Raw genomic sequence first — 19,750 nt, forward strand, 5'->3', positions numbered from 1 at the left:
GGGCCGGCTGTGCTCAAGCACAGGGAGCGAATGTGCCGAGGGGGTCGCCCCTCAGCTGCCCCCGGCCCCCAGCGACCGCAGCACGTGCCCGACCAGGGATGCCACCGTCTCCGGGTCCTGCATCGGCTTGCGCAGGACGTGGCGGTAGTAGACGGGGCCGTAGAGCATCTCCACCGCGAGGCGCAGATCGGCGCCGGGTGGGATCTGGCCCTGGTGCTGCGCGGATCGCAGGCGATCGACCGCTGCTTCGAAGCGGGGATCGATCAGTTGGGTGCGGACCGTTTCGGCCAGGGCGTCGTCGTGGTGGAGCTCGGAGAGTATGCCGGCGTACGCGGGGCCGAAGGGCGGCTCGGCGAGGAATCTCACCGCGCCCGTCACATGCGTGCGCAGGTCCGCGGCGATGTCACCGGTGTCGGCGAACGGGGTGGCGGTGACCAGGGCCTCCGTGAACGCCTCCAGCAGCACCGCGCTCTTCGACGGCCACCAGCGGTAGATCGTCTTCTTGCTGACCCCCGCCCGGGCCGCGATGGCCTCCACCGTGACGCGGCCGTACCCCTTCTCCGTACAGAGGTCGAGGGCGGCCTCCAGGGTCGCCCTGCGGGAGCTTTCGCTCCGGCGCAGTGAACTCGGCGATGTGATCATTCGGTGAGCATAGGTCCGTTCAAGCCAATCGTTGTTGACAGTCCGTCGCCAAAAGTCGAACAATGCCCAAGCGGGAAACGGAACGTGCCGTGTCGGCTCGTTCCTTGCCTTCGCACCGTTCGTGCCGTTCGTGCCGCGACGAGCCGATCGGGGGACGGCTCGCCGGCCGACGGTACGGGTGCCGGAGCCGCTCCGCTCAGGCGGTGATGTCCTTCGCCGTGAACCGCGCCCAGGCCGCCGAGCCGAACACCGCCGCGTACAGCGCCTGCAGCTCCAGGTTCTTCAGCACCTCGTCCCAGTAGAACGGCTCGCGCAGCAGGTCCGAGAAGGACAGCCAGTAGTGCGGGAAGAGATACGGGTGGATGCCGCTCAGCTGCGGGATGGCGTCCACGATCTGTACGGTGATCAGCACCCCGACCGTCGCCGCCATGGCCGCGATCCCGCTGTTGGTGAGGGTCGACACGAAGAGTCCGAGGGCCGCGAAGCCGATCAGGGACGCGCGACCGCCACCGCGACGAGCCCGGCCCTGAGCAGGCCCTCGCCGAAGCCGATCCGGGTGCCGGAGATCGTCGTGACGTCCTCGGTGGGGAAGAGCAGGGCTCCCACGGCCAGTGCGGAGGCCGCCACGACGAGCGTCGCGACCAGGCAGAACGCCAAGGTGGAGGCGTACTTGGCGAGCAGCAGCCGGGTCCGGCCGGCCGGTGCCACCAGGAGGTAGCGCAGCGTTCCCGCGTTGGCCTCGCCCGCGACGGCGTCGCCCGCGATGACGCCCACCGCCATCGGGAGGAAGACCGGCAGGGTCGCGGCGAGGGAGGCGAAGACCAGGAAGAGACCGTTGTTGGTCACCTGGGAGAGGAACGCGGGCCCGGCTCCACCCCCGCCGGGTCCGGCGGCCGAACCGTCGGACGTCTCGATGCGGACCGCGATCCCGATCAGTACGGGGACGGCCGCCAGTACGCCGAGCAGGGCGAGGGTGCGCCGGCGGCGCAGGGTGGTGGTCAGCTCGGACCGCAGGATGCCGAGCGTCCACAGCGGGTTGCGCCGGGCCGGGGCGTCCGGGGCGGTCCCGGCGAGTGCGCGGTCAGCCTGCGACATCGAATCCCTCTCCGGTGAGTGCGACGAACGCGTCCTCCAGCGAGGCCTTTTCGACGCCGAAAAACCGGACCCGGATCCCGCCGCGGACCAGGGCGGCGTTCAGGTCCGCGAGCTCGACGGAGCCGGCCGGTGTGTCGGCGCGCACCCGGTCGCCGTCGAGCGTGATGCCCGTGATGCCGTGCTCCTTCAGGACGCGGGCGGCGTCGGCCGGGTCCGGCGTGGTGACGGCGAGCCGGCCGAGGGCGCCCGCGGCGAGGTCGGCGACGGGTCCCTGGGTGATCAGCCGGCCCCGGGCCATGACGGCCGCGTGGGTGCAGATCTGCTCGATCTCGTCGAGGAGGTGGGAGGAGAGGAAGACCGTGGTGCCCTCGGCGGCGAGCTCCCGGACCAGGGTGCGGATCTCCCGCATGCCCTGCGGGTCCAGGCCGTTGGTCGGCTCGTCCAGGACGAGCAGCCGGCGGGGCCGGAGCAGGGCGGCGGCGAGTCCGAGCCGCTGCTTCATGCCCAGCGAGTAGGCCCGGGCCTTCTTGCCGGCCGCGGCGGCGAGACCGACCCGCTCCAGGGCGTGGCCGACGCGGGCGCTCCGGGTGCGCGGATCGGCGGTGGGGTCGGCGCAGTCGAAGCGCACGAGGTTGTCCCGGCCGCTCAGGAACCCGTACAGCGCGGGGCCCTCGATCAGCGCACCGACCTCCGGGAGCACGGTGCGGGCCGCGCCCGGCATCGGGCGGCCCAGGATGCTCGCGGTGCCGGAGGTCGGCTCGATCAGGCCCATCAGCATCCTGATGGTGGTGGTCTTCCCGGAGCCGTTGGGCCCGAGGAAGCCGAAGACGCTGCCGCCGGGGACGGTGAGGTCGAGCCCGTCGACGGCGAGCTGGCCGCCGCGGTAGCGCTTGGTGAGACCCCGCGTCTCGATCACGGGCGCGGTGTCGGCCCCTGTCATGTGTGCTCCCCAGATCGCGTCCGCGCCCGCCCCGCCGTACGGAGGCTACGGCGGGGCGGGCGGGCCGTGCGCGCGACGGCATACGACGGGCGGTTCAGCTCGCGTTGTCCGCGGCCTTCACCAGCGCGTCCTTGGTGACCGCGCCGACGTAGACCCGGCCGTCGTCCGTCATCAGAGCGTTGACCAGGCGGGTCTTGAAGACCGTGCCCGAGCCGAACTTTCCGGTGACCTTGTCGCCGAGGGCGTCCAGGAACCCCTGGGCCTCGGACGGTACGTCGCCCGATTCCGCCGACGGGAGGGCGCCCCCGCCGGGAGTCTTGATCTCGGCGATGGCGTTCCAGCCCTTGCCGATCACCTTCATGCCGTCCGCGCCCTCGAGGGCGCCCAGGCCGCCCGGACCGCCCAGGCCGCCCAGTTCGGCCAGGTCGCCCTTCGCCTTCTCGGCCTCGGCCTTCGCGTGGCCCTCGGCCTCGTCCGCCTCGGTGACCTCGGCGCCCTTGGGCGGGGTGAAGGAGAACGAGGAGGCGTCGGGCTTCTTGAAGTCGACCGAGGTGAACCCCGCGTCGATCACCGCCTTGCCGCCGCTGCTGGGCTGCAGGGTGAACTTGAGCGGTGTGCCGTTCTCCGCGTCCACCGCGATCGTGACCGAGCCGATCGTGGAGCCGCTCTGCTCGGGCTTGATGACCAGCCGGTACGCGTCGCGCCCGGCGACCTGCGCCGTGCCGCCCACCGTGACGGACGTCGTGCCGTCGGCGGCCTTCAGCACCTGATCGGCCAGGGCCTTCGGGGTGGTGGGCACGCCCTCGGGGGCGGCCTCGGGGGCGGCCTGTTCCTTGCCGCGGCCGGCCTCGTCCTTCGCGTGGTAGACCGCGTTCGACTTGCTGTCGTACGCCCAGACCTGGTCCCCGTTGTGGATCAGGCTGTACTCGGACGCGTCGTCCAGGATGGACACCCGCTGCTTGTCGGGGCCGTCGGCGGCCACCCTGAGGGTGTGCGTTCCGGAGGCCAGTTCCGTCAGCTTCGCCTGCGGGTCGGCGCTCGCCGAGCCCTTGTCGCCCGCGCCGTCCGAAAGGAAGGAGCCGGCCAGGCCGCCGATCGACGGGATGCCGAGGTCGGTGCTGATCTTCACCGTTCCGGAGAGCTGCTGCGTGTCCGAGGCGGCGATCTTCTCGATGAGTTCCTGTGCGGTGATCTTCGGCAGATCGGGGTCTCCCGAGCTCGCGAGCGCCGGGACCAGCCCGATCGTCGCGGCCGCCACCCCCGCCACCGCGACCGGGACGATGTAGCGCGCCGCCTTCCGGCGGACCGCGCCGGCGCCCGTGGTGCCGGGCGCCGCCGTGCCGTTGGTCCCTGCGCTGTCGTTCGGTGCCATGTGTGCCCTACCTCCGTGGTCGGCGGCTTCCGTCCGGATGCACTCGTCCACTCCCTGCCGCCATTCTCACCCGTTTTTTGGTTCAGGAGTGGTTGTTCTCCATCTGACCAAATCGGGCGGCTCCAGGCGTCAGCCCGCGGGAGCAACTCCGCGTACCTCTCCGGGATGACATCGGGGGACGGCAGCTCCGCCGTCCCGTAGGGGTCGGCGGTGACGGGAACTCAGCCCGCGCGGTGCACCACGGCGTCGCACATCTCTTCCAGGGCGTCCTTCGCGTAGCACGAGGGCAGCGGCTTCAGGGTGGCCCGCGCCTCCTGTGCGTACCGGATCGTGTCGCGTCGCGCCTGGTCGAGTGCCGGATGGGCGCGCAGCCGGCGCAGCGCCTCCTCCAGCCTGCCGGGGCCGTTCAGGTCACTGTCCAGCAGCTCGACGAGCTCCAGGTCGTCCGGCTTGCCGTCGGCCGCGGCCTGCGCCCTCAGGTGGAGGACGGGCAGGGTCGGGATGCCTTCGAGGAGATCGGTGCCGGGGGTCTTGCCGGACTCGTGGGAGTCGGAGGCGATGTCGAGGACGTCGTCGGCGAGCTGGAAGGCGACGCCGAGCCGTTCGCCGTACTGGGTGAGGATGTCGGTCGTCGACTCGTCGGCGCCGGACATCATCGCGCCGAACCGGCAGGCCACGGCGATCAGCGAGCCGGTCTTGCCGCGCATCACGTCGAGGTAGTGCTCGACCGGGTCGCGCCCGTCGCGCGGGCCCGCGGTCTCCAGGATCTGGCCGGTGACCAGGCGCTCGAACGCCTCGGCCTGGATGCGGACGGCCTCGGGGCCGAGGTCGGCCAGGATGTGCGAGGCGCGCGCGAACAGGAAGTCGCCGGTCAGCACGGCCACCGAGTTGCCCCAGCGGGAATTGGCGCTGTCGACTCCGCGTCGTACGTCGGCCTCGTCCATCACGTCGTCGTGGTACAGCGTCGCGAGGTGCGTCAGCTCGACGACCACGGCGGCGGGCACCACGCCCGGCGCGTCGGCGTCGCCGAACTGGGCGGCCAGCATCGCCAGCAGGGGCCGGAACCGCTTGCCGCCCGCGCGCACCAGGTGCTGCGCGGCCTCCGTGATGAAGGGCACCTCGCTCTTGGTGGCATCGAGCAGCCCCGACTCGACAGCAGCCAAACCGGCCTGGACACCGGCCTCAAGAGCCTGGTCCCGCACGCTCAGTCCGAACGGCCCGACGACGGTCACGAGGGGATCTCCTGTCTGCTGACGATCACACGGAATGTCGATGTGTCGCTGCCATCACTCAAGTCAGCGTATCCGGTCCCCTTTGGATCACCGTGGGCGGCTTCCCGCGACCGCCGGTATGTTCGGGATCAGCTCATACGATCAGGAGTTGCCCCTTTGTCCCACGCCGCCGCAGACACCGAAGCCGCCGTGCCCCCGCCGGGTGACGACCATGCCTTCCCGGGCCGGCCGCGGGGTCTGAGGACCGTGTCCGGCCTGGAGGTACGGAAGCGGTTCTCGTTCCTCGGCGTGCGGGCGATCCGGGTCCTCCGCTTCGCCGACACGGTCGCGCACGGCGGCACGGGGATGGAGGCCGGCACCGCCGCGTCCGTCGCCGCCGCGCACGGCACCCTCGTCCATCTCGCCCCGGTGGTCGCGGCCGTCCGGGCGAAGCCGGGGCCGCGCCGGCCGCACACGTCCGACAAGATTTCGGTGTCAATGGCGCTGTCGCGGTGGTGGCCCCTGCGGCCGTCATCGCCGCCGCACCCTGGCTCAGGTGCACCATGCACCCCGTCCGCTGAGGGACCCGTATGCACATCCGGACCGCGTTCCCGTACGAGACGACCCACGAGGACCTCTACATCCCGCTGCCCGGGGGCACCCAGCTGTACGCCCGGATCTGGCGGCCGGTCACCGACGAACCGGTGCCCGCGCTGCTGGAGTACCTGCCGTGCCGGCTGAGCGACTGGACCGCGCCGCGCGACTGGCAGCGCCATCCCTGGTACGCGGGCCACGGCTACGCCTCGGTCCGGGTCGACGTGCGCGGGCACGGCAACAGCGAGGGGATGCCGGGCGATGAGTACGACGCCGCGGAGCTCGCCGACGGGGTGGCCGTCATCCACTGGCTGGCCCAGCAGGAGTGGTGCTCGGGCCGGGTCGGCATGTTCGGTATCTCGTGGGGCGGCTCCAACTCGCTCCAGATCGCCGCACTGGCCCCTGAGCCGCTGAAGGCGGTCGTCACGGTGTGCTCGACCGACGACCGTTACGACAACGACGTCCACTACATGGGTGGCTCGGTCCTCGCCGTGGACATGCACGCCTGGGCGGCGGCCATGCTGGCCTTCGTCTGCCGGCCGCCCGACCCGGCGGACGTCGGCGACGACTGGCGGGAGATGTGGCTGGACCGGCTCGAAGCCGTGGACCCGTTCATCCACACCTGGCTGGCGCACCAGACGCGCGACGACTACTGGAAGCACGGCAGCGTCTGCGAGGACTACTCCGCGATCAGGGCCGGTGTCCTCGCGGTGGGCGGCTGGCACGACCCGTACCGCGACACCGTGCTCCGGCTCGTCGAGCACCTGGACCCGGCGAAGGTCCGCGGGATCATCGGGCCCTGGTCGCACCAGTACCCCGACCGCGGGCTCCCGCCGGGGCCCGGCATCGGCTTCCTCCAGGAGACGCTGCGCTGGTGGGACCAGCATCTGAAGGACAAGGACACCGGCGTCATGGCGGAGCCGCTGCTGCGGTCCTGGATCAGCGAGTCGCACCGGCCGGCCACGGTCTACGAGACCCTGCCGGGCCGCTGGGTCGGGGACGCCGGCTGGCCGTCGGAGAACGTCGCGCCCATCGCGTACGCCCTCCAGGGCGGGCCGCAGACCGTCGACTCGCCGCAGCAGACCGGGGTGGACGCCGGCCGGTTCCTCCCATTCGGCAGCGACGCCGACCTGCCGCCCGACCAGCGGGACGAGGACGCCAAGTCGGTGTGCTTCGAATTCCCGGTCGAGGACGCCCCGATCGAGATCCTTGGCCGCCCCCGGGTGAGGCTGCGGATCCGGATGGACGCTCCGCGCGGCCAGGCCGTCGCCCGGCTCTGCGACGTCGCCCCCGACGGCTCCTCGACCCTCGTCACCCGAGGCGTCCTCAACCTGGCCGCGCGCAACGGCCCGGACCGCGCGGAGGACTGGCCCGCCGGTGCGACGGAGGACGTCACCTTCGAGCTGAACGCCATCGGGCACGCCTTCCCGCCCGGCCACCGGATCAGGCTCGCGGTCTCCTCCGCGTACTGGCCGTGGATCTGGCCGCAGGCCGGCTCGAAGGGCTTCACCCTCGAGGCCGACGGCAGCCTCGTCGAACTCCCGGTGCGCCGGCACACCGAGGACCCCGCGATCCGCTTCGAGGAGCCCGAGCAGTCCGAACCGCTCGGCGTCGTCCTCCCCGTCACGCTCGACGAGCAGCGGCCCGAGCGGCTCGTCGTCCGTGACGTCGCCAAGGGCGAGTGGCGGATGGAGGTCGACCCGCGGTACGGCGGCACGCGTGTCTACCCCGACGGCCTGGAGTTCACCGAGGACACGGTGGAGACGTACACGATCCAGGAGCGCGATCCGCTCTCCGCGCGCACCCGCTCCGACTGGACGGTCCGGCTGCACCGGCCGGAGATGCCCTGGGACGTACTGATCGAGTCACGCTCCGAGATCGCCGCCGACGCGAGCGACTTCATCACCTCCAACGAGGTGATCTGCAAGGAGGGCGGCGAGGTCGTCTTCCACCGGACCTGGGAGAAGCGCATCCCGCGCACGGCGGGCTGAGTCCGGCCCGCGTTGCAGAGTACGCATACGATATTGCCCATGACGCAAGAGGACGGGCAGCTGGACAGTCTCGTACGCAAACGCATCCGCGCGCTGCGCGTCGCGCAGGGCTGGTCACTGGAGGAGCTGGCCACGCGCGCCCACCTCAGCCAGTCCTCGCTGAGCCGCATCGAGAACGGGCAACGCCGTCTCGCCCTCGACCAGCTCGTCACGCTCGCCCGCGCCCTGGACACCACCTTGGACCAGCTCGTGGAGAACGCCGCCGACGATGTCGTGATCAACCCGGTGATCGACGGCAAGCACGGACTGATGCGCTGGCCGGTCAAGGGCGATCCCGGTATGAGCGTCGTGCGCCAGAGGATGACGGAGCCGCCGCCGGACAACCCGGCTCGCATGCGGGCCCATCCCGGTCGTGAATGGCTCGTCGTGCTGTCCGGCACCGCAGTCCTCATGCTCGGCAACCGGCGCTTTCGCATCGAGACCAACCAGGCCGCCGAATTCCCCACGATGATGCCGCACGCCATCGGCGCCGAGGGCGGACCGTGCGAGATCATGGGCATCTTCGACCGCGACGCCCGCCGCGGCCATCAGAAGGACGTCGACGGCTCCGAAGCGGACTGCGGAGGCGTCCAGGATCTCCAGGGCCATTAGGCACGGGGGGGTGATGTTGCCTGCCGGGCAGCAAACCGCGCCACCTTCTTGCGTTGTACGCAAGTAGTCGTGCCACTGGCGCATGACGGGCTTACGGTGGCGCCATGACCCACACGCACCAGCACACCCCCCATCAGGGCGAAGGCCGCCACCCCGGCCACGGCCACGGCGATCACCACGAGCACGGCGACAGCGGGCAGGCGGAGATCCTCGATCTGGATGCCGAGGTGCTCGCCGAGCACATCGCGTCCCTCACCGCCTGGCTGCCGCTGAAGAGCGAGCCGGGCCAGATCGTGGACCTGGGCTGCGGCACCGGCGCGGGCACCTTCGCGCTCCTGGAACGCTTCCCCGACGCGCACGTCACCGCCGTCGACACGTCGGCCGGGCACCTGCAGCTCCTGCGCGAGAAGGCATGCGACCGCGGCGTCCAGGGGCGCGTGCGGACCGTGCAGGCCGACCTGGACAGCAGCCACTGGCCCGACCTCGGCACCCCGGATCTGGTGTGGGCCTCGGCCTCGATGCACCACATGGCCGACCCCGGCCACGCCCTCCGAAGCGTTCGCGACCTGCTGGCCCCCGATGGCCTGTTCGCCGTCGTCGAGCTCGCGGGCTTCCCCCGATTCCTGCCGGCCGGCGCCCCCGAGGGCCGGCCCGGTCTCGAGGAGCGCGCCCATGCCGCGACCGACAGCTTCCACGCCGAGCACGTTCCGCACCGCGGCGCCGACTGGGGGCCGATGCTGACAGCAGCCGGCTTCGCCGTCGAGGCCGAGCGCACCCTCGTCGTGAACATCGAGGGCGAGCGCAGCCCCGCCATCGGCCGCTACGCCCACGGCAGCCTCCAGCGCATCCGGGACGTGGCCGCCCCCGCACTCGACGCCGAGGACCTGGCCGCTCTCGACGTGCTCCTGGACACCGACGGCCCGCACAGCATCCTGCGCCGCGAGGATCTCGCCGTGCGCACCGAGCGCAGCGTCTGGGCCGCCCGCCGCGCCTGAGGCCCCGGCCTTGACTTTCCAGGGTCTTCCAGGGCTTTCCAGGGCATTGGGGGTGGTTGGGGTGCTGCGGCCTGGGGATGTCCCCCACGTAACGTGTCCCCCACAGCGACCTGGAAAGCGAGGCAGCAACAGATGCCCGAGCAGAGCAGCCCGCTCGACGTGGCCGAGGGCGATCCCTTCGGTCCGCACCACCTTCCGTACGGTGTCTTCTCCACCCCCGACCGGCCCGCCGAGCGGCGGGTCGGCGTCCGCATCGGTCACCATGTGCTGGACGCCGGGGCGGCCGCGCACGCGCTGGGTTCGCCCTATGCGCAACTGCTGGCCCAGCCCGACCTGATGGCCCTGCTCGCGGCGGGCCGCACCGCCTGGAGCGATGTGCGCCGGGCGCTGACCGCCTGGGTGACGGTGCCGGCCCACCGCGCGGACATCGAGCCGCTGCTCCACCCCGTCGACTCCGTGACGCTCCACCTTCCCTACCGGGTCGCGGACTACGTGGACTTCTACGCCAGCGAGCACCACGCCACCAACGTCGGCCGCATCTTCCGCCCGGACGGCGACGCGCTCACGCCCAACTGGAAGCACCTGCCGATCGGTTACCACGGCAGGGCGGGCACGGTCGTCGTCTCCGGTACGGACGTGGTGCGCCCGTCGGGGCAGCGCAAGGCCCCCGCCGACCCGGCGCCCGTCTTCGGCCCGTCCGTCAAGCTGGACATCGAGGCCGAGGTCGGATTCGTCGTCGGCGTCGGCTCCGAGCAGGGCCGGCCGGTACCGCTCGCCGACTTCCGCGAGCACGTCTTCGGCCTGTCGCTGCTCAACGACTGGTCGGCGCGCGACATCCAGGCCTGGGAGTACGTCCCGCTGGGCCCGTTCCTCGGCAAGTCCTTCGCCACCTCCGTATCGGCGTGGGTGACGCCGCTGGACGCCCTGGACGCCGCCCGGACCCCGCCGCCCGCGCGGGACTTCCCCCTGCTGCCCTACCTCGACGACGCGGACGAGGAGGAGCCCGGCGGCTTCGATCTGCGGCTCTCCGTCGCGATCAACGGGCAGGTCGTCTCGGAGCCGCCGTTCTCCACCATGTACTGGACGGCCGCCCAGCAGCTGGCACAGATGACGGTCAACGGTGCCTCGCTGCGCAGCGGTGACCTGTACGGCTCCGGCACCATCAGCGGCGCCGACCCGGCCCAGCGGGGCTCCCTGCTGGAGCTCACCTGGAACGGCCGCGACCCGCTGGAACTTGCGGAGGGCAAGCGCACGTTCCTGGAGGACGGCGACACGGTGACGCTGACGGCCTGGGCCCCTGGTCCGCACGGCACCCGCGTCGGGCTCGGCGAGGTGACCGGCCGGATCGTGCCCGCGTCATGACCCCGCTCCCCTCCCGGCGCTGCCCGAGGAACTGCTGCTGCTCGCGCTGGACCCGCAGCGCGGCACCCCGTACTGCCGCAACCGGATCCTCGAGTACGCGCTGGCCGGGGCGGCCCCGGCCGAACTGGAGCTGCAGGGACGGGTCACCGGGCAACGCGGCGAGATCCAGGTGGTCAACCCGCTGGAGCCGCCGGACCCGCTCGTGGCCGCGCTGATGCGCAGCCTGCCACCGCCGGGCAAGGGCCGCTCGGGCGTCGCGGCCCAGGGCTGGGTCCGGTGCGCCGGACAGCCGGCCGGGGACATGTATCTGGAGGCCGCGGTGCAGCGCGGTGTGCTGCTCCGGGAGACCCGCCGCTTCCTCGGCCTGGTGCCCTGCCACCGCCACCCGGCGGGACCGCGGAGCTACGCGGCCCACGTCCGGGATCGGTACGCGGCGGCCGAGCGCGCCGGCCTCCCGGACCACCGCAGCCGTGCACTGGCCGCGCTCGTGGCGGCGGCCGGCCTCGACCGGCAGGTACCCGGCGCCGGACTGACGTCCCGTTCGGTGATGCGGTCACTGGTCCATGAGCGGTGGCCCGCCTACGCGGTGTACCGCAACGTCCGCCGGGACGCACCGGAGCGGTCCGGGGCCGGCCGACCGGTTCACGATGGGGCAGGCGGGGCGTAACGCCGGGGTGACAGCATTGGCGCTTGACGCGTTGACACGTTTTGGCAGGCCTGAACCAGTTCCTTGCGGATGCACGGGAAGTTCGACTGCGACCGCCAGGCCCACGCCGACGAGGTCGGGGCACTCAACGTCCTACGGGCCGGGCTGGTCCGTCGCCACGCCAACACGGCATAGCGAGAAGCCCCGCCTCTCAGGGCGCGGAGGAGTCACGGGAGCACTGATGAGCGTGGGCGTGGAACACGAGGCATCCGAGCCGCAGTGGGCGGTTCCGCCCGAGGGCGGTTGGACCGCCGATGACCTGGACACGCTGCCGAATCTGCCTCCGCACACGGAGCTAATCGACAGCAGTCTGGTGTTCGCGTGCCCTCAGACCGTTTTCCATTCCCGGGCCGTCAGCCTCTTCAGTGGACAACTGTTGTCCTCGGCGCCGCCCGGTCTGGAGTCCGTGGCCCGTTTCACGATTGATATCGACCGGTCGAACCGGCCCGAGCCCGATGTGGTCGTCGTCCGCGCGGACACGGTCGAGAGTCTGCAGCAGACGCGATTCCCTGCGGAGCACGTGTTGCTGGCGATCGAGGTCGTGTCCGACGATTCCGTCACACGTGACCGGGAGACCAAGCCCGTGAAGTACGCGCGGGCGAGGATTCCGCACTACTGGCGGGTGGAGAACCAGGACGGCCGCGCGGTCGTCTACGTCTTCGAGCTGGAGCCTGCGACCGGGGCATACACCTCCACCGGCATCTTCCACGACCGGATGAAGGTCTCCGCGCCCTTCCCCGTCGACCTCGACCTCACCGCGATCGTCTCGCGGCGCCGGGCGGCGGACCCGCAGTAGATCCGCCGCACGCTCGCCCCCGCCTCACTCGAACTCCGGCGGCTCCTCGTCCCAGCCGAACTCCGCGTCGGCGGCCGGAGCCGCCACCCGGGCCGGGGTGGCGGGGGGCGAGGCCGGGGCCTGAGCCGCCTCCGCCGACGCCGCGGGTTCCGCCTCGTCCGGGAGCCCCGGGAGCCCCGCCAACACCTCCAGCACCCCCTCCCCGTACGTCGCCAGCTTCTTCTCGCCCAGGCCGCTGATCCCGCCCAGCTCGCCGAGCGACGACGGACGCACCGTCGCGATCTCGCGCAGCGTCGCGTCGTGGAAGATCACATACGCGGGCAGTCCCAGCTCCTTCGCCTGCGCGCCGCGCCAGGCGCGCAGCGCCTCGAAGACCGGGATGGCCGTCTCGGGGAGGTCGGCGGCCGCGGCCGCCGTGCCCTTGCGCTCGCTCCTCGACGAGGAGGAGCGGGACGCCGTGGGCTTCTTCGGCTCCTTGCGCAGCAGCACCTCGCGCTCCCGGCCGAGCACGGCACCGCTCTCCTCCGTCAGCGTCAGCGTGCCGTACTCGCCCTCCACGGCGATCAGGCTCTGGGCCAGAAGCTGCCGGACCACGCCCCGCCATTCCGCCTCGGCCAGCTCCTCGCCGATGCCGAACACCGAGAGCCGGTCGTGGTCGAACTGGATCACCTTCGCGGTCTTGCGGCCGAGCAGGATGTCGATGATCTGGCCGGCGCCGAACTTCTGCCCGCGCTCCCGCTGCAGCCGGACCACCGTCGACAGCAGCTTCTGCGAGACGACCGTGCCGTCCCAGGTCTCGGGCGGGCTCAGGCAGGTGTCGCAGTTGCCGCACGAGGACCGGGCGGGCTCCTGGCCGAAGTACGTGAGGAGCTGGGCGCGGCGGCACTGGACGGTCTCGCAGAGCGCCAGCATGGAGTCCAGGTGCGCGGCGGCACGCCGGCGGAAGGCCTCGTCGCCCTCTCCGCCCTGGATGAGCTTGCGCTGCTGGACGACGTCCTGGAGTCCGTAAGCCATCCAGGCCGTGGACGGGGCTCCGTCACGGCCGGCCCGGCCGGTCTCCTGGTAATAGCCCTCGACGGACTTCGGCAGGTCGAGGTGGGCGACGAAGCGCACGTCCGGCTTGTCGATGCCCATACCGAAGGCGATCGTCGCGACGACGACGAGGCCCTCCTCGCGCAGGAAGCGGGACTGATGGGCGGCACGGGTCCCGGCGTCCAGACCCGCGTGGTACGGCACGGCCTCGATCCCGTTGCGGCAGAGGTATTCGGCGGTCTTCTCCGTGGAGTTGCGGGACAGGCAGTAGACGATGCCCGCGTCCCCGGCGTGCTCCTCCTTGAGGAAGGTCAGCAGTTGCTTCTTCGGGTCGGACTTCCCCACGATGCGGTATTGGATGTTGGGCCGGTCGAAGCCGGCCACGAAGTGCTTGGCGTCGGGCATGCCGAGGCGCTGGGTGATCTCGCGGTGCGTGGCGCCGGTCGCCGTGGCCGTCAGGGCGATGCGCGGAATGTCGGGCCAGCGCTCGCCCAGCACGGACAGGGAGAGGTAGTCGGGCCGGAAGTCGTGGCCCCACTGGGCGACGCAGTGCGCTTCGTCGATCGCGAAGACGGAGATCTCGCCGCGCGAGAGCAGGCCGAGGGTGGAGTCCAGGCGGAGCCGCTCCGGGGCCAGGTACAGCAGGTCGAGCTCGCCCGCGAGGAACTGTGCCTCCATCGAGCGGCGCTCGTCGAAGTCCTGCGTGGAGTTGATGAACCCGGCCCGCACGCCCAGGGCCCGCAGCGCGTCCACCTGGTCCTGCATGAGGGCGATCAGCGGCGAGACGACGATGCCCGTGCCCCGTCTGACGAGGGCCGGGATCTGGTAGCAGAGGGACTTGCCGCCACCGGTCGGCATGAGCACGACGGCGTCCCCGCCCGCCACCACGTGGTCGACGACGGCTTCCTGCTCGCCGCGGAACGTCTCGTACCCGAAGATGCGGTGCAGCGTCTGCCGCGCCTCGCTCTCGGTCACGTCCATGGTCATGTCCGTGGTCATGTCCGTCACGCCTGTGCCGCCCGTCCTGCTCATTGCCCTGTTCCCCCGAACATCCGTCCCGTTCTGTCCCCGCGCTCTCCCCTGCCACGATAAGCGCCGCCTACGACAGCGCCGGACGGACTTGACTTCCAAGCCCGTCCGGCGCTGTCCAGCAGTGGTGCGTCCGTTACCTCACGAACACTCCCGCCTGGCTCGCCAGGTCCAGGAAGTACTGCGGGGCCAGGCCCAGCACCAGGGTGACCGCGACTCCGACCGCGATCGTGGTCATCGTGAGCGGGGAGGGGACGGCGACCGTGGGGCCGTCCGCCTTCGGCTCGCTGAAGAACATCAGCACGATGACGCGGATGTAGAAGAACGCGGCGATCGCCGAGGAGATCACACCGACGACCACCAGTCCGCTGGCACCGCCCTCGGCCGCGGCCTTGAACACCGCGAACTTCCCGGAGAAGCCCGAGGTGAGCGGGATACCGGCGAACGCCAGCAGGAACACCGCGAAGACCGCGGCGACCAGCGGGGAGCGCCGGCCGAGCCCGGCCCACTTCGACAGGTGCGTCGCCTCACCGCCCGCGTCGCGCACCAGGGTGACGACGGCGAAGGCACCGACTGTCACGAAGGAGTACGTGGCCAGGTAGAACAGGACCGAGGAGATGCCCTGCGGGGTGGCCGCGATCACACCGGCGAGGATGAATCCGGCGTGCGCGATCGAGGAGTAGGCCAGCAGCCGCTTGATGTCGGTCTGGGTGATGGCGACGACCGCGCCGCCCACCATCGTGACGATCGCGATGCCCCACATGACCGGGCGCAGGTCCCAGGTGAGGCCCGGCAGCACCACGTACAGCAGGCGCAGCAGCGCTCCGAACGCGGCGACCTTCGTGGCCGCGGCCATGAAGCCGGTGACCGGGGTCGGGGCGCCCTGGTAGACGTCCGGGGTCCACATGTGGAACGGGACGGCGCCGACCTTGAAGAGCAGACCGGTCAGGATCATCGCGCCGCCGATCAGCAGCAGCACGTCGTTGCCCATCGTGTCGGCGAGCGCCGGGTCGATCTGCTGGATGGACCCGTCGACGACGGTGGCGATCTGTGCGTACGAGACGGAGCCCGCGTATCCGTAGAGCAGGGCGATGCCGAAGAGCAGGAACGCCGAGGAGAAGGCGCCGAGCAGGAAGTACTTCACCGCGGCCTCCTGCGACATCAGCCGCTTGCGGCGGGCGACGGCGCACAGGAGGTAGAGCGGGAGCGAGAAGACTTCCAGGGCCACGAAGAGCGTCAGCAGGTCGTTGGCCGCCGGGAAGACCAGCATGCCCGCCACCGCGAAGAGGAGCAGCGGGAAGACCTCGGTGGTGGTGAATCCAGCCTTGACGGCGGCCTTCTCGCTGTCGCTGCCGGGGACCGAGGCGGCCTGCGCGGCGAACGAGTCGACGCGGCTGCCGTGCGATTCGGGATCGAGCCGCCGCTCGGCGAAGGTGAAGACGGCGACCAGGGACGTCAGCAGGATGACGCCCTGGAGGAACAGGGCGGGTCCGTCGACGGCGATGGCGCCCATGGCGGCGATGTGCGCCTTGGTCGTGCCGTACCCGGCCGCCGCCAGGCCGATGACCGCGGCGAACGCGGCGACCAGTGCGGCGACGGTCAGGAACACCTGCGTGTAGTAGCGGGCCCGACGCGGCACGAAGGCCTCGGCGAGCACGCCCAGAACGGCGACTCCGATCACGATCAGGACCGGCGTCAGCTGGGTGTACTCGATGACCGGCGCCTGGAACTTCTGCTCCGGGGCGGCCGATGTCACCCCGCCCGCCATGGTCCACAGGCTGTGGACAGCTGTTGCGCTCACTTGGCGGCCTCCACCTCGGGCTGGGGGTCCTTCTTCTGTACGTCCGACATGGTGTGCTGCACCGCCGGGTTGACGATCTCCGTCAGCGGCTTCGGGTAGACGCCCAGGAAGATCAGCAGAGCGATCAGCGGGACGACCACCACCAGCTCACGGACCTTGAGGTCCGCCATGCCCTGGACCTCGGCCTTGACCGGTCCGGTCATCGTCCGCTGGTAGAGGACGAGGACGTAGATCGCGGCGAGCACGATCCCGGTGGTGGCGATGATGCCGACCGCCGGATACGCGGCGAACGCGCCCACCAGGACGAGGAACTCACTGACGAACGGGGCGAGCCCCGGCAGCGACAGCGTGGCGAGGCCCCCGATCAGGAAGGTGCCGGCCAGGACCGGGGCCACCTTCTGCACTCCGCCGTAGTCGGCGATGAGCCGCGAACCGCGCCGGGTGATCAGGAAGCCCGCCACCAGCATCAGCGCGGCGGTCGAGATGCCGTGGTTGACCATGTAGAGCGTCGCGCCCGACTGTCCCTGGCTGGTCATCGCGAAGATGCCCAGGATGATGAAGCCGAAGTGCGAGATCGACGCGTAGGCGATCAGCCGCTTGATGTCACGCTGGCCGACGGCGAGCAGCGCCCCGTAGACGATGCTGATCAGCGCCAGCACGAGGACGACGGGCGTGGCCCACTTGCTGGCCTCCGGGAAGAGCTGGAGGCAGAAGCGCAGCATCGCGAAGGTGCCGACCTTGTCGACGACGGCGGTGATCAGCACGGCGACCGGGGTGGTCGCCTCGCCCATGGCGTTGGGCAGCCAGGTGTGCAGCGGCCACAGCGGGGCCTTCACCGCGAAGGCGAAGAAGAACCCGAGGAAGAGCCAGCGCTCGGTGTTCGTCGCCATGGTCAGCGAGCCGTCGGCCCGGGCCGCGGCGATCTCGGAGAGCGAGAACGTCCCCGTCACCACGTAGAGGCCGATGACGGCGGCCAGCATGATGAGGCCGCCGACCAGGTTGTAGAGGAGGAACTTGACGGCGGCGTAGGAGCGTTGGGCCGCCGCGTTCTCGTCGGTCCCGGAGTGGGCCCGGTCGCCGAAGCCGCCGATGAGGAAGTACATCGGGATGAGCATGGCTTCGAACAGGATGTAGAAGAGGAAGACGTCGGTGGCGACGAAGGACAGGACCACCATCGCTTCGACCATCAGGATCAGGGCGAAGAAGCCCTGGGTGGGCCGCCAGCGCGAGGAGTTCGTCTCCAGGGGGTCGGCGTCGTGCCAGCCGGCCAGGATGACGAAGGGGATCAGCAGGGCCGTGAGCGCCATGAGCGCGAGACCGATGCCGTCCACCCCCAGCTCGTACCGCACGCCGAAGTCCTTGATCCAGGCGTGCGATTCGGTGAGCTGGTAACGGTCGCCGCCGGGCTCGAAGCGGGCGAGAGCGATGCCCGCCAGCACGAGGGTGCCCAGCGAGAACGCGAGCGCCAGCCACTTGGCGGCGGTGCGCCGGGCCGCCGGGACGGCGGCGGTGGCGACCGCGCCGATCGCCGGGAGCGCCGCCGTCGCTGTCAGGAGGGGAAAGGACATGTGATCAGACCGCCCTCATCAGCAGGGTCGCGGCGATGAGAACCGCCGTACCGCCGAACATCGAGACCGCGTAGGAGCGGGCGTAGCCGTTCTGCAGTTTGCGCAGCCGGCCGGAGAGCCCGCCCATGGACGCGGCCGTGCCGTTGACGACGCCGTCGACCAGGGAGTGGTCGACGTAGACCAGGGAGCGGGTGAGGTGTTCGCCGCCGCGGACCAGGACCACGTGGTTGAAGTCGTCCTGGAGGAGGTCGCGGCGGGCCGCCCGGGTGAGCAGCGAGCCGCGCGGGGCGAGTGCCGGCACCGGCCTGCGTCCGTACATCGCCCAGGCGATCGCGACACCGATGACGAGCACCACCATGGTGGCGGCCGTGACGGTGGTCGCGCTGACCGGGGAGTCCCCGTGGCTGTGGCCGGTGACGGGCTCCAGCCAGTGCAGGAAGCGGTCGCCGATGGAGAAGAAGCCTCCGGCGAAGACGGAACCGAACGCCAGGATGATCATGGGGATCGTCATGGACTTCGGGGACTCGTGCGGATGCGGCACGGAGTACTCGCCGCGTGTCTCGGCGGCGGGCTCCACGTCCGGCTCGGCGGGCGACGGCGTGGGGGCGTTGCGCCAGCGCTCCTCGCCGAAGAACGTCATCAGCATCACGCGCGTCATGTAGAACGCGGTGATCGCGGCGCCCAGCAGGGTGACAGCTCCGAGGATCCAGCCCTCGGTGCCGCCCTTGGCGAACGCCGCCTCGATGATCTTGTCCTTGGAGAAGAAGCCGGACAGGCCGGGGAAGCCGATGATCGCGAGGTAGCCGAGGCCGAAGGTGATGAAGGTGACCGGCATGTACTTCCGCAGGCCGCCGTAGCGCCTCATGTCGACCTCGTCGTTCATGCCGTGCATGACCGAACCGGCGCCGAGGAAGAGCCCGGCCTTGAAGAAGCCGTGCGTCACCAGGTGCATGATCGCGAAGACGTAGCCGATCGGGCCGAGCCCGGCGGCCAGGATCATGTAGCCGATCTGCGACATCGTCGACCCGGCGAGGGCCTTCTTGATGTCGTCCTTCGCGCAACCGACGATCGCACCGAAGAGCAGCGTGACGGCTCCGACGACCACGACGACCAGTTGTGCGTCCGGTGCGCCGTTGAAGATCGCGCCGGAGCGGACGATGAGATAGACGCCCGCGGTCACCATGGTGGCGGCGTGGATCAGGGCCGAGACCGGGGTCGGGCCCTCCATCGCGTCACCGAGCCAGGACTGCAGCGGCACCTGGGCGGACTTGCCGCAGGCGGCGAGGAGGAGCATCAGGCCGATCGCCGTCAGCTTGCCCTCGCTCGTCTCGCCGGTGGCTTCCAGGACGGGGCCGAAGGCGAAGGTGCCGAAGGTGGTGAACATCAGCATGATCGCGATAGACAGGCCCATGTCGCCGACCCGGTTGACCAGGAACGCCTTCTTGGCGGCGGTGGCCGCGCTGGGCTTGTGCTGCCAGAAGCCGATGAGCAGGTACGACGCCAGACCGACGCCCTCCCACCCGACGTACAGCAGCAGGTAGTTGTCGGCGATGACCAGGATCAGCATCGCCGCGAGGAACAGGTTCAGATAGCCGAAGAAGCGGCGCCGGCGCTCGTCGTGCTCCATGTAGCCGATCGAGTAGATGTGGATCAGGGTGCCCACACCGGTGATCAGCAGCACGAAGGTCATCGACAGCTGGTCGAGCTGGAAGGCCACATCGGCCTGGAAGCCCTCGACCGGAATCCAGCTGAACAGCATCTGGTGCAGCGCGCGGTCGTCGGCGCTCCTGCCGAGCATGTCGGCGAAGAGCACCACCGCGACGACGAAGGAGGCGGCGGCGAACGCGGTGCCGAGCCAGTGGCCCACGCGGTCAAGCCGGCGGCCGCCGCAGAGCAGCACCGCCGCTCCGAGCAGGGGCGCCGCGACCAGCAGCGCAATCAGATTCTCCACAGTTCAAGCGCCCC

Annotated in this window: 14 protein-coding genes and 2 pseudogenes; 7 read left to right on the forward strand and 9 right to left on the reverse strand. The window is 70.9% G+C overall.

From position 1 onward, the window contains the following. Positions 1 to 51: 51 nt before the first annotated feature. The 5 genes and pseudogenes from ABTX18_RS16860 to ABTX18_RS16880 all read right to left on the reverse strand — a co-directional run bounded on the left by ABTX18_RS16860 (position 52) and on the right by ABTX18_RS16880 (position 5,281). Complete coding sequence (locus tag ABTX18_RS16860) at positions 52 to 642, reverse strand: TetR/AcrR family transcriptional regulator (protein WP_352123452.1); 591 nt, start codon at positions 640 to 642, stop codon at positions 52 to 54. A gap of 196 nt (positions 643 to 838) precedes the next feature. Next, positions 839 to 1,737, reverse strand: a pseudogene (locus tag ABTX18_RS16865) (ABC transporter permease). Further along, positions 1,724 to 2,677: an ABC transporter ATP-binding protein gene (locus tag ABTX18_RS16870; protein WP_352123453.1), complete on the reverse strand. Its 954-nt coding sequence runs from the start codon at positions 2,675 to 2,677 to the stop codon at positions 1,724 to 1,726. The pseudogene ABTX18_RS16865 and the gene ABTX18_RS16870 overlap by 14 nt, the downstream one beginning before the upstream one ends. 94 nt (positions 2,678 to 2,771) lie before the next feature. Further along, positions 2,772 to 4,049 (reverse strand): LolA family protein, encoded by a 1,278-nt coding sequence (locus ABTX18_RS16875; protein ID WP_352123454.1) that lies wholly within the window; start codon positions 4,047 to 4,049, stop codon positions 2,772 to 2,774. 221 nt (positions 4,050 to 4,270) lie between these two features. Further along, entirely contained in the window at positions 4,271 to 5,281 is a 1,011-nt protein-coding gene (locus ABTX18_RS16880) for a polyprenyl synthetase family protein (protein ID WP_352123455.1), read from the reverse strand. Between the two features lie 156 nt (positions 5,282 to 5,437). On the opposite strand from ABTX18_RS16880, the pseudogene ABTX18_RS16885 reads away from it, so the two are divergent. The 7 genes and pseudogenes from ABTX18_RS16885 to ABTX18_RS16915 all read left to right on the forward strand — a co-directional run. Beyond that, positions 5,438 to 5,692 (forward strand): annotated as a pseudogene (locus tag ABTX18_RS16885) (peptide MFS transporter); the annotation flags it as partial. Between the two features lie 158 nt (positions 5,693 to 5,850). Then, the gene (locus tag ABTX18_RS16890) at positions 5,851 to 7,845 is read left to right on the forward strand and encodes a CocE/NonD family hydrolase (protein ID WP_352123456.1); all 1,995 of its coding nucleotides are present in this window, start codon (positions 5,851 to 5,853) and stop codon (positions 7,843 to 7,845) included. A 39-nt stretch (positions 7,846 to 7,884) separates the two neighbouring features. Further along, a complete protein-coding gene (locus tag ABTX18_RS16895) occupies positions 7,885 to 8,496 on the forward strand; it encodes a helix-turn-helix domain-containing protein (protein WP_352123457.1) in 612 nt (203 codons plus the stop codon). 104 nt (positions 8,497 to 8,600) lie between these two features. Next, entirely contained in the window at positions 8,601 to 9,491 is an 891-nt protein-coding gene (locus tag ABTX18_RS16900; RefSeq protein ID WP_352123458.1) for a class I SAM-dependent methyltransferase, read from the forward strand. 132 nt (positions 9,492 to 9,623) lie between these two features. Then, positions 9,624 to 10,853, forward strand: coding sequence for a fumarylacetoacetase (gene fahA, locus ABTX18_RS16905; protein ID WP_352123459.1), 1,230 nt, complete (start codon positions 9,624 to 9,626; stop codon positions 10,851 to 10,853). A gap of 31 nt (positions 10,854 to 10,884) precedes the next feature. Beyond that, complete coding sequence (locus ABTX18_RS16910; protein WP_352123609.1) at positions 10,885 to 11,520, forward strand: GOLPH3/VPS74 family protein; 636 nt, start codon at positions 10,885 to 10,887, stop codon at positions 11,518 to 11,520. A 226-nt stretch (positions 11,521 to 11,746) separates the two neighbouring features. After that, positions 11,747 to 12,355: a Uma2 family endonuclease gene (locus ABTX18_RS16915; RefSeq protein WP_352123610.1), complete on the forward strand. Its 609-nt coding sequence runs from the start codon at positions 11,747 to 11,749 to the stop codon at positions 12,353 to 12,355. Positions 12,356 to 12,379: 24 nt separating this feature from the next. Here the strand turns inward: ABTX18_RS16915 and recQ are convergent, their stop codons facing one another. From recQ to nuoL, 4 genes are all read right to left on the reverse strand, one after another. Then, positions 12,380 to 14,368, reverse strand: a complete 1,989-nt coding sequence (gene recQ / locus ABTX18_RS16920; RefSeq protein WP_352123611.1) for a DNA helicase RecQ — start codon at positions 14,366 to 14,368, stop codon at positions 12,380 to 12,382. A gap of 184 nt (positions 14,369 to 14,552) precedes the next feature. Continuing rightward, a complete protein-coding gene (gene nuoN, locus ABTX18_RS16925; RefSeq protein WP_352123460.1) occupies positions 14,553 to 16,217 on the reverse strand; it encodes an NADH-quinone oxidoreductase subunit NuoN in 1,665 nt (554 codons plus the stop codon). After that, complete coding sequence (locus ABTX18_RS16930; RefSeq protein WP_352123461.1) at positions 16,214 to 17,785, reverse strand: NADH-quinone oxidoreductase subunit M; 1,572 nt, start codon at positions 17,783 to 17,785, stop codon at positions 16,214 to 16,216. The genes nuoN and ABTX18_RS16930 overlap by 4 nt, the downstream gene beginning before the upstream one ends. A gap of 4 nt (positions 17,786 to 17,789) precedes the next feature. Next, the gene (gene nuoL, locus ABTX18_RS16935) at positions 17,790 to 19,736 is read right to left on the reverse strand and encodes an NADH-quinone oxidoreductase subunit L (protein ID WP_352123462.1); all 1,947 of its coding nucleotides are present in this window, start codon (positions 19,734 to 19,736) and stop codon (positions 17,790 to 17,792) included. Between the last annotated feature and the right edge of the window lie 14 nt (positions 19,737 to 19,750).

Origin of the sequence: Streptomyces sp. NPDC096323 (genome assembly GCF_040302845.1) — a bacterium.
Taxonomy (GTDB): Bacteria; Actinomycetota; Actinomycetes; order Streptomycetales; family Streptomycetaceae; genus Streptomyces.

Coding starts and splice junctions, on each gene's coding strand:
- ABTX18_RS16875 (WP_352123454.1), bottom strand. CDS start 4,049: ATGGCACCGAACGACAGCGCAGGGACCAACGGCACGGCGGCGCCCGGC.
- ABTX18_RS16860 (WP_352123452.1), bottom strand. CDS start 642: ATGATCACATCGCCGAGTTCACTGCGCCGGAGCGAAAGCTCCCGCAGG.
- recQ (WP_352123611.1), bottom strand. CDS start 14,368: ATGGACGTGACCGAGAGCGAGGCGCGGCAGACGCTGCACCGCATCTTC.
- ABTX18_RS16895 (WP_352123457.1), top strand. CDS start 7,885: ATGACGCAAGAGGACGGGCAGCTGGACAGTCTCGTACGCAAACGCATC.
- fahA (WP_352123459.1), top strand. CDS start 9,624: ATGCCCGAGCAGAGCAGCCCGCTCGACGTGGCCGAGGGCGATCCCTTC.
- ABTX18_RS16930 (WP_352123461.1), bottom strand. CDS start 17,785: ATGTCCTTTCCCCTCCTGACAGCGACGGCGGCGCTCCCGGCGATCGGC.
- ABTX18_RS16890 (WP_352123456.1), top strand. CDS start 5,851: ATGCACATCCGGACCGCGTTCCCGTACGAGACGACCCACGAGGACCTC.
- ABTX18_RS16870 (WP_352123453.1), bottom strand. CDS start 2,677: ATGACAGGGGCCGACACCGCGCCCGTGATCGAGACGCGGGGTCTCACC.
- ABTX18_RS16900 (WP_352123458.1), top strand. CDS start 8,601: ATGACCCACACGCACCAGCACACCCCCCATCAGGGCGAAGGCCGCCAC.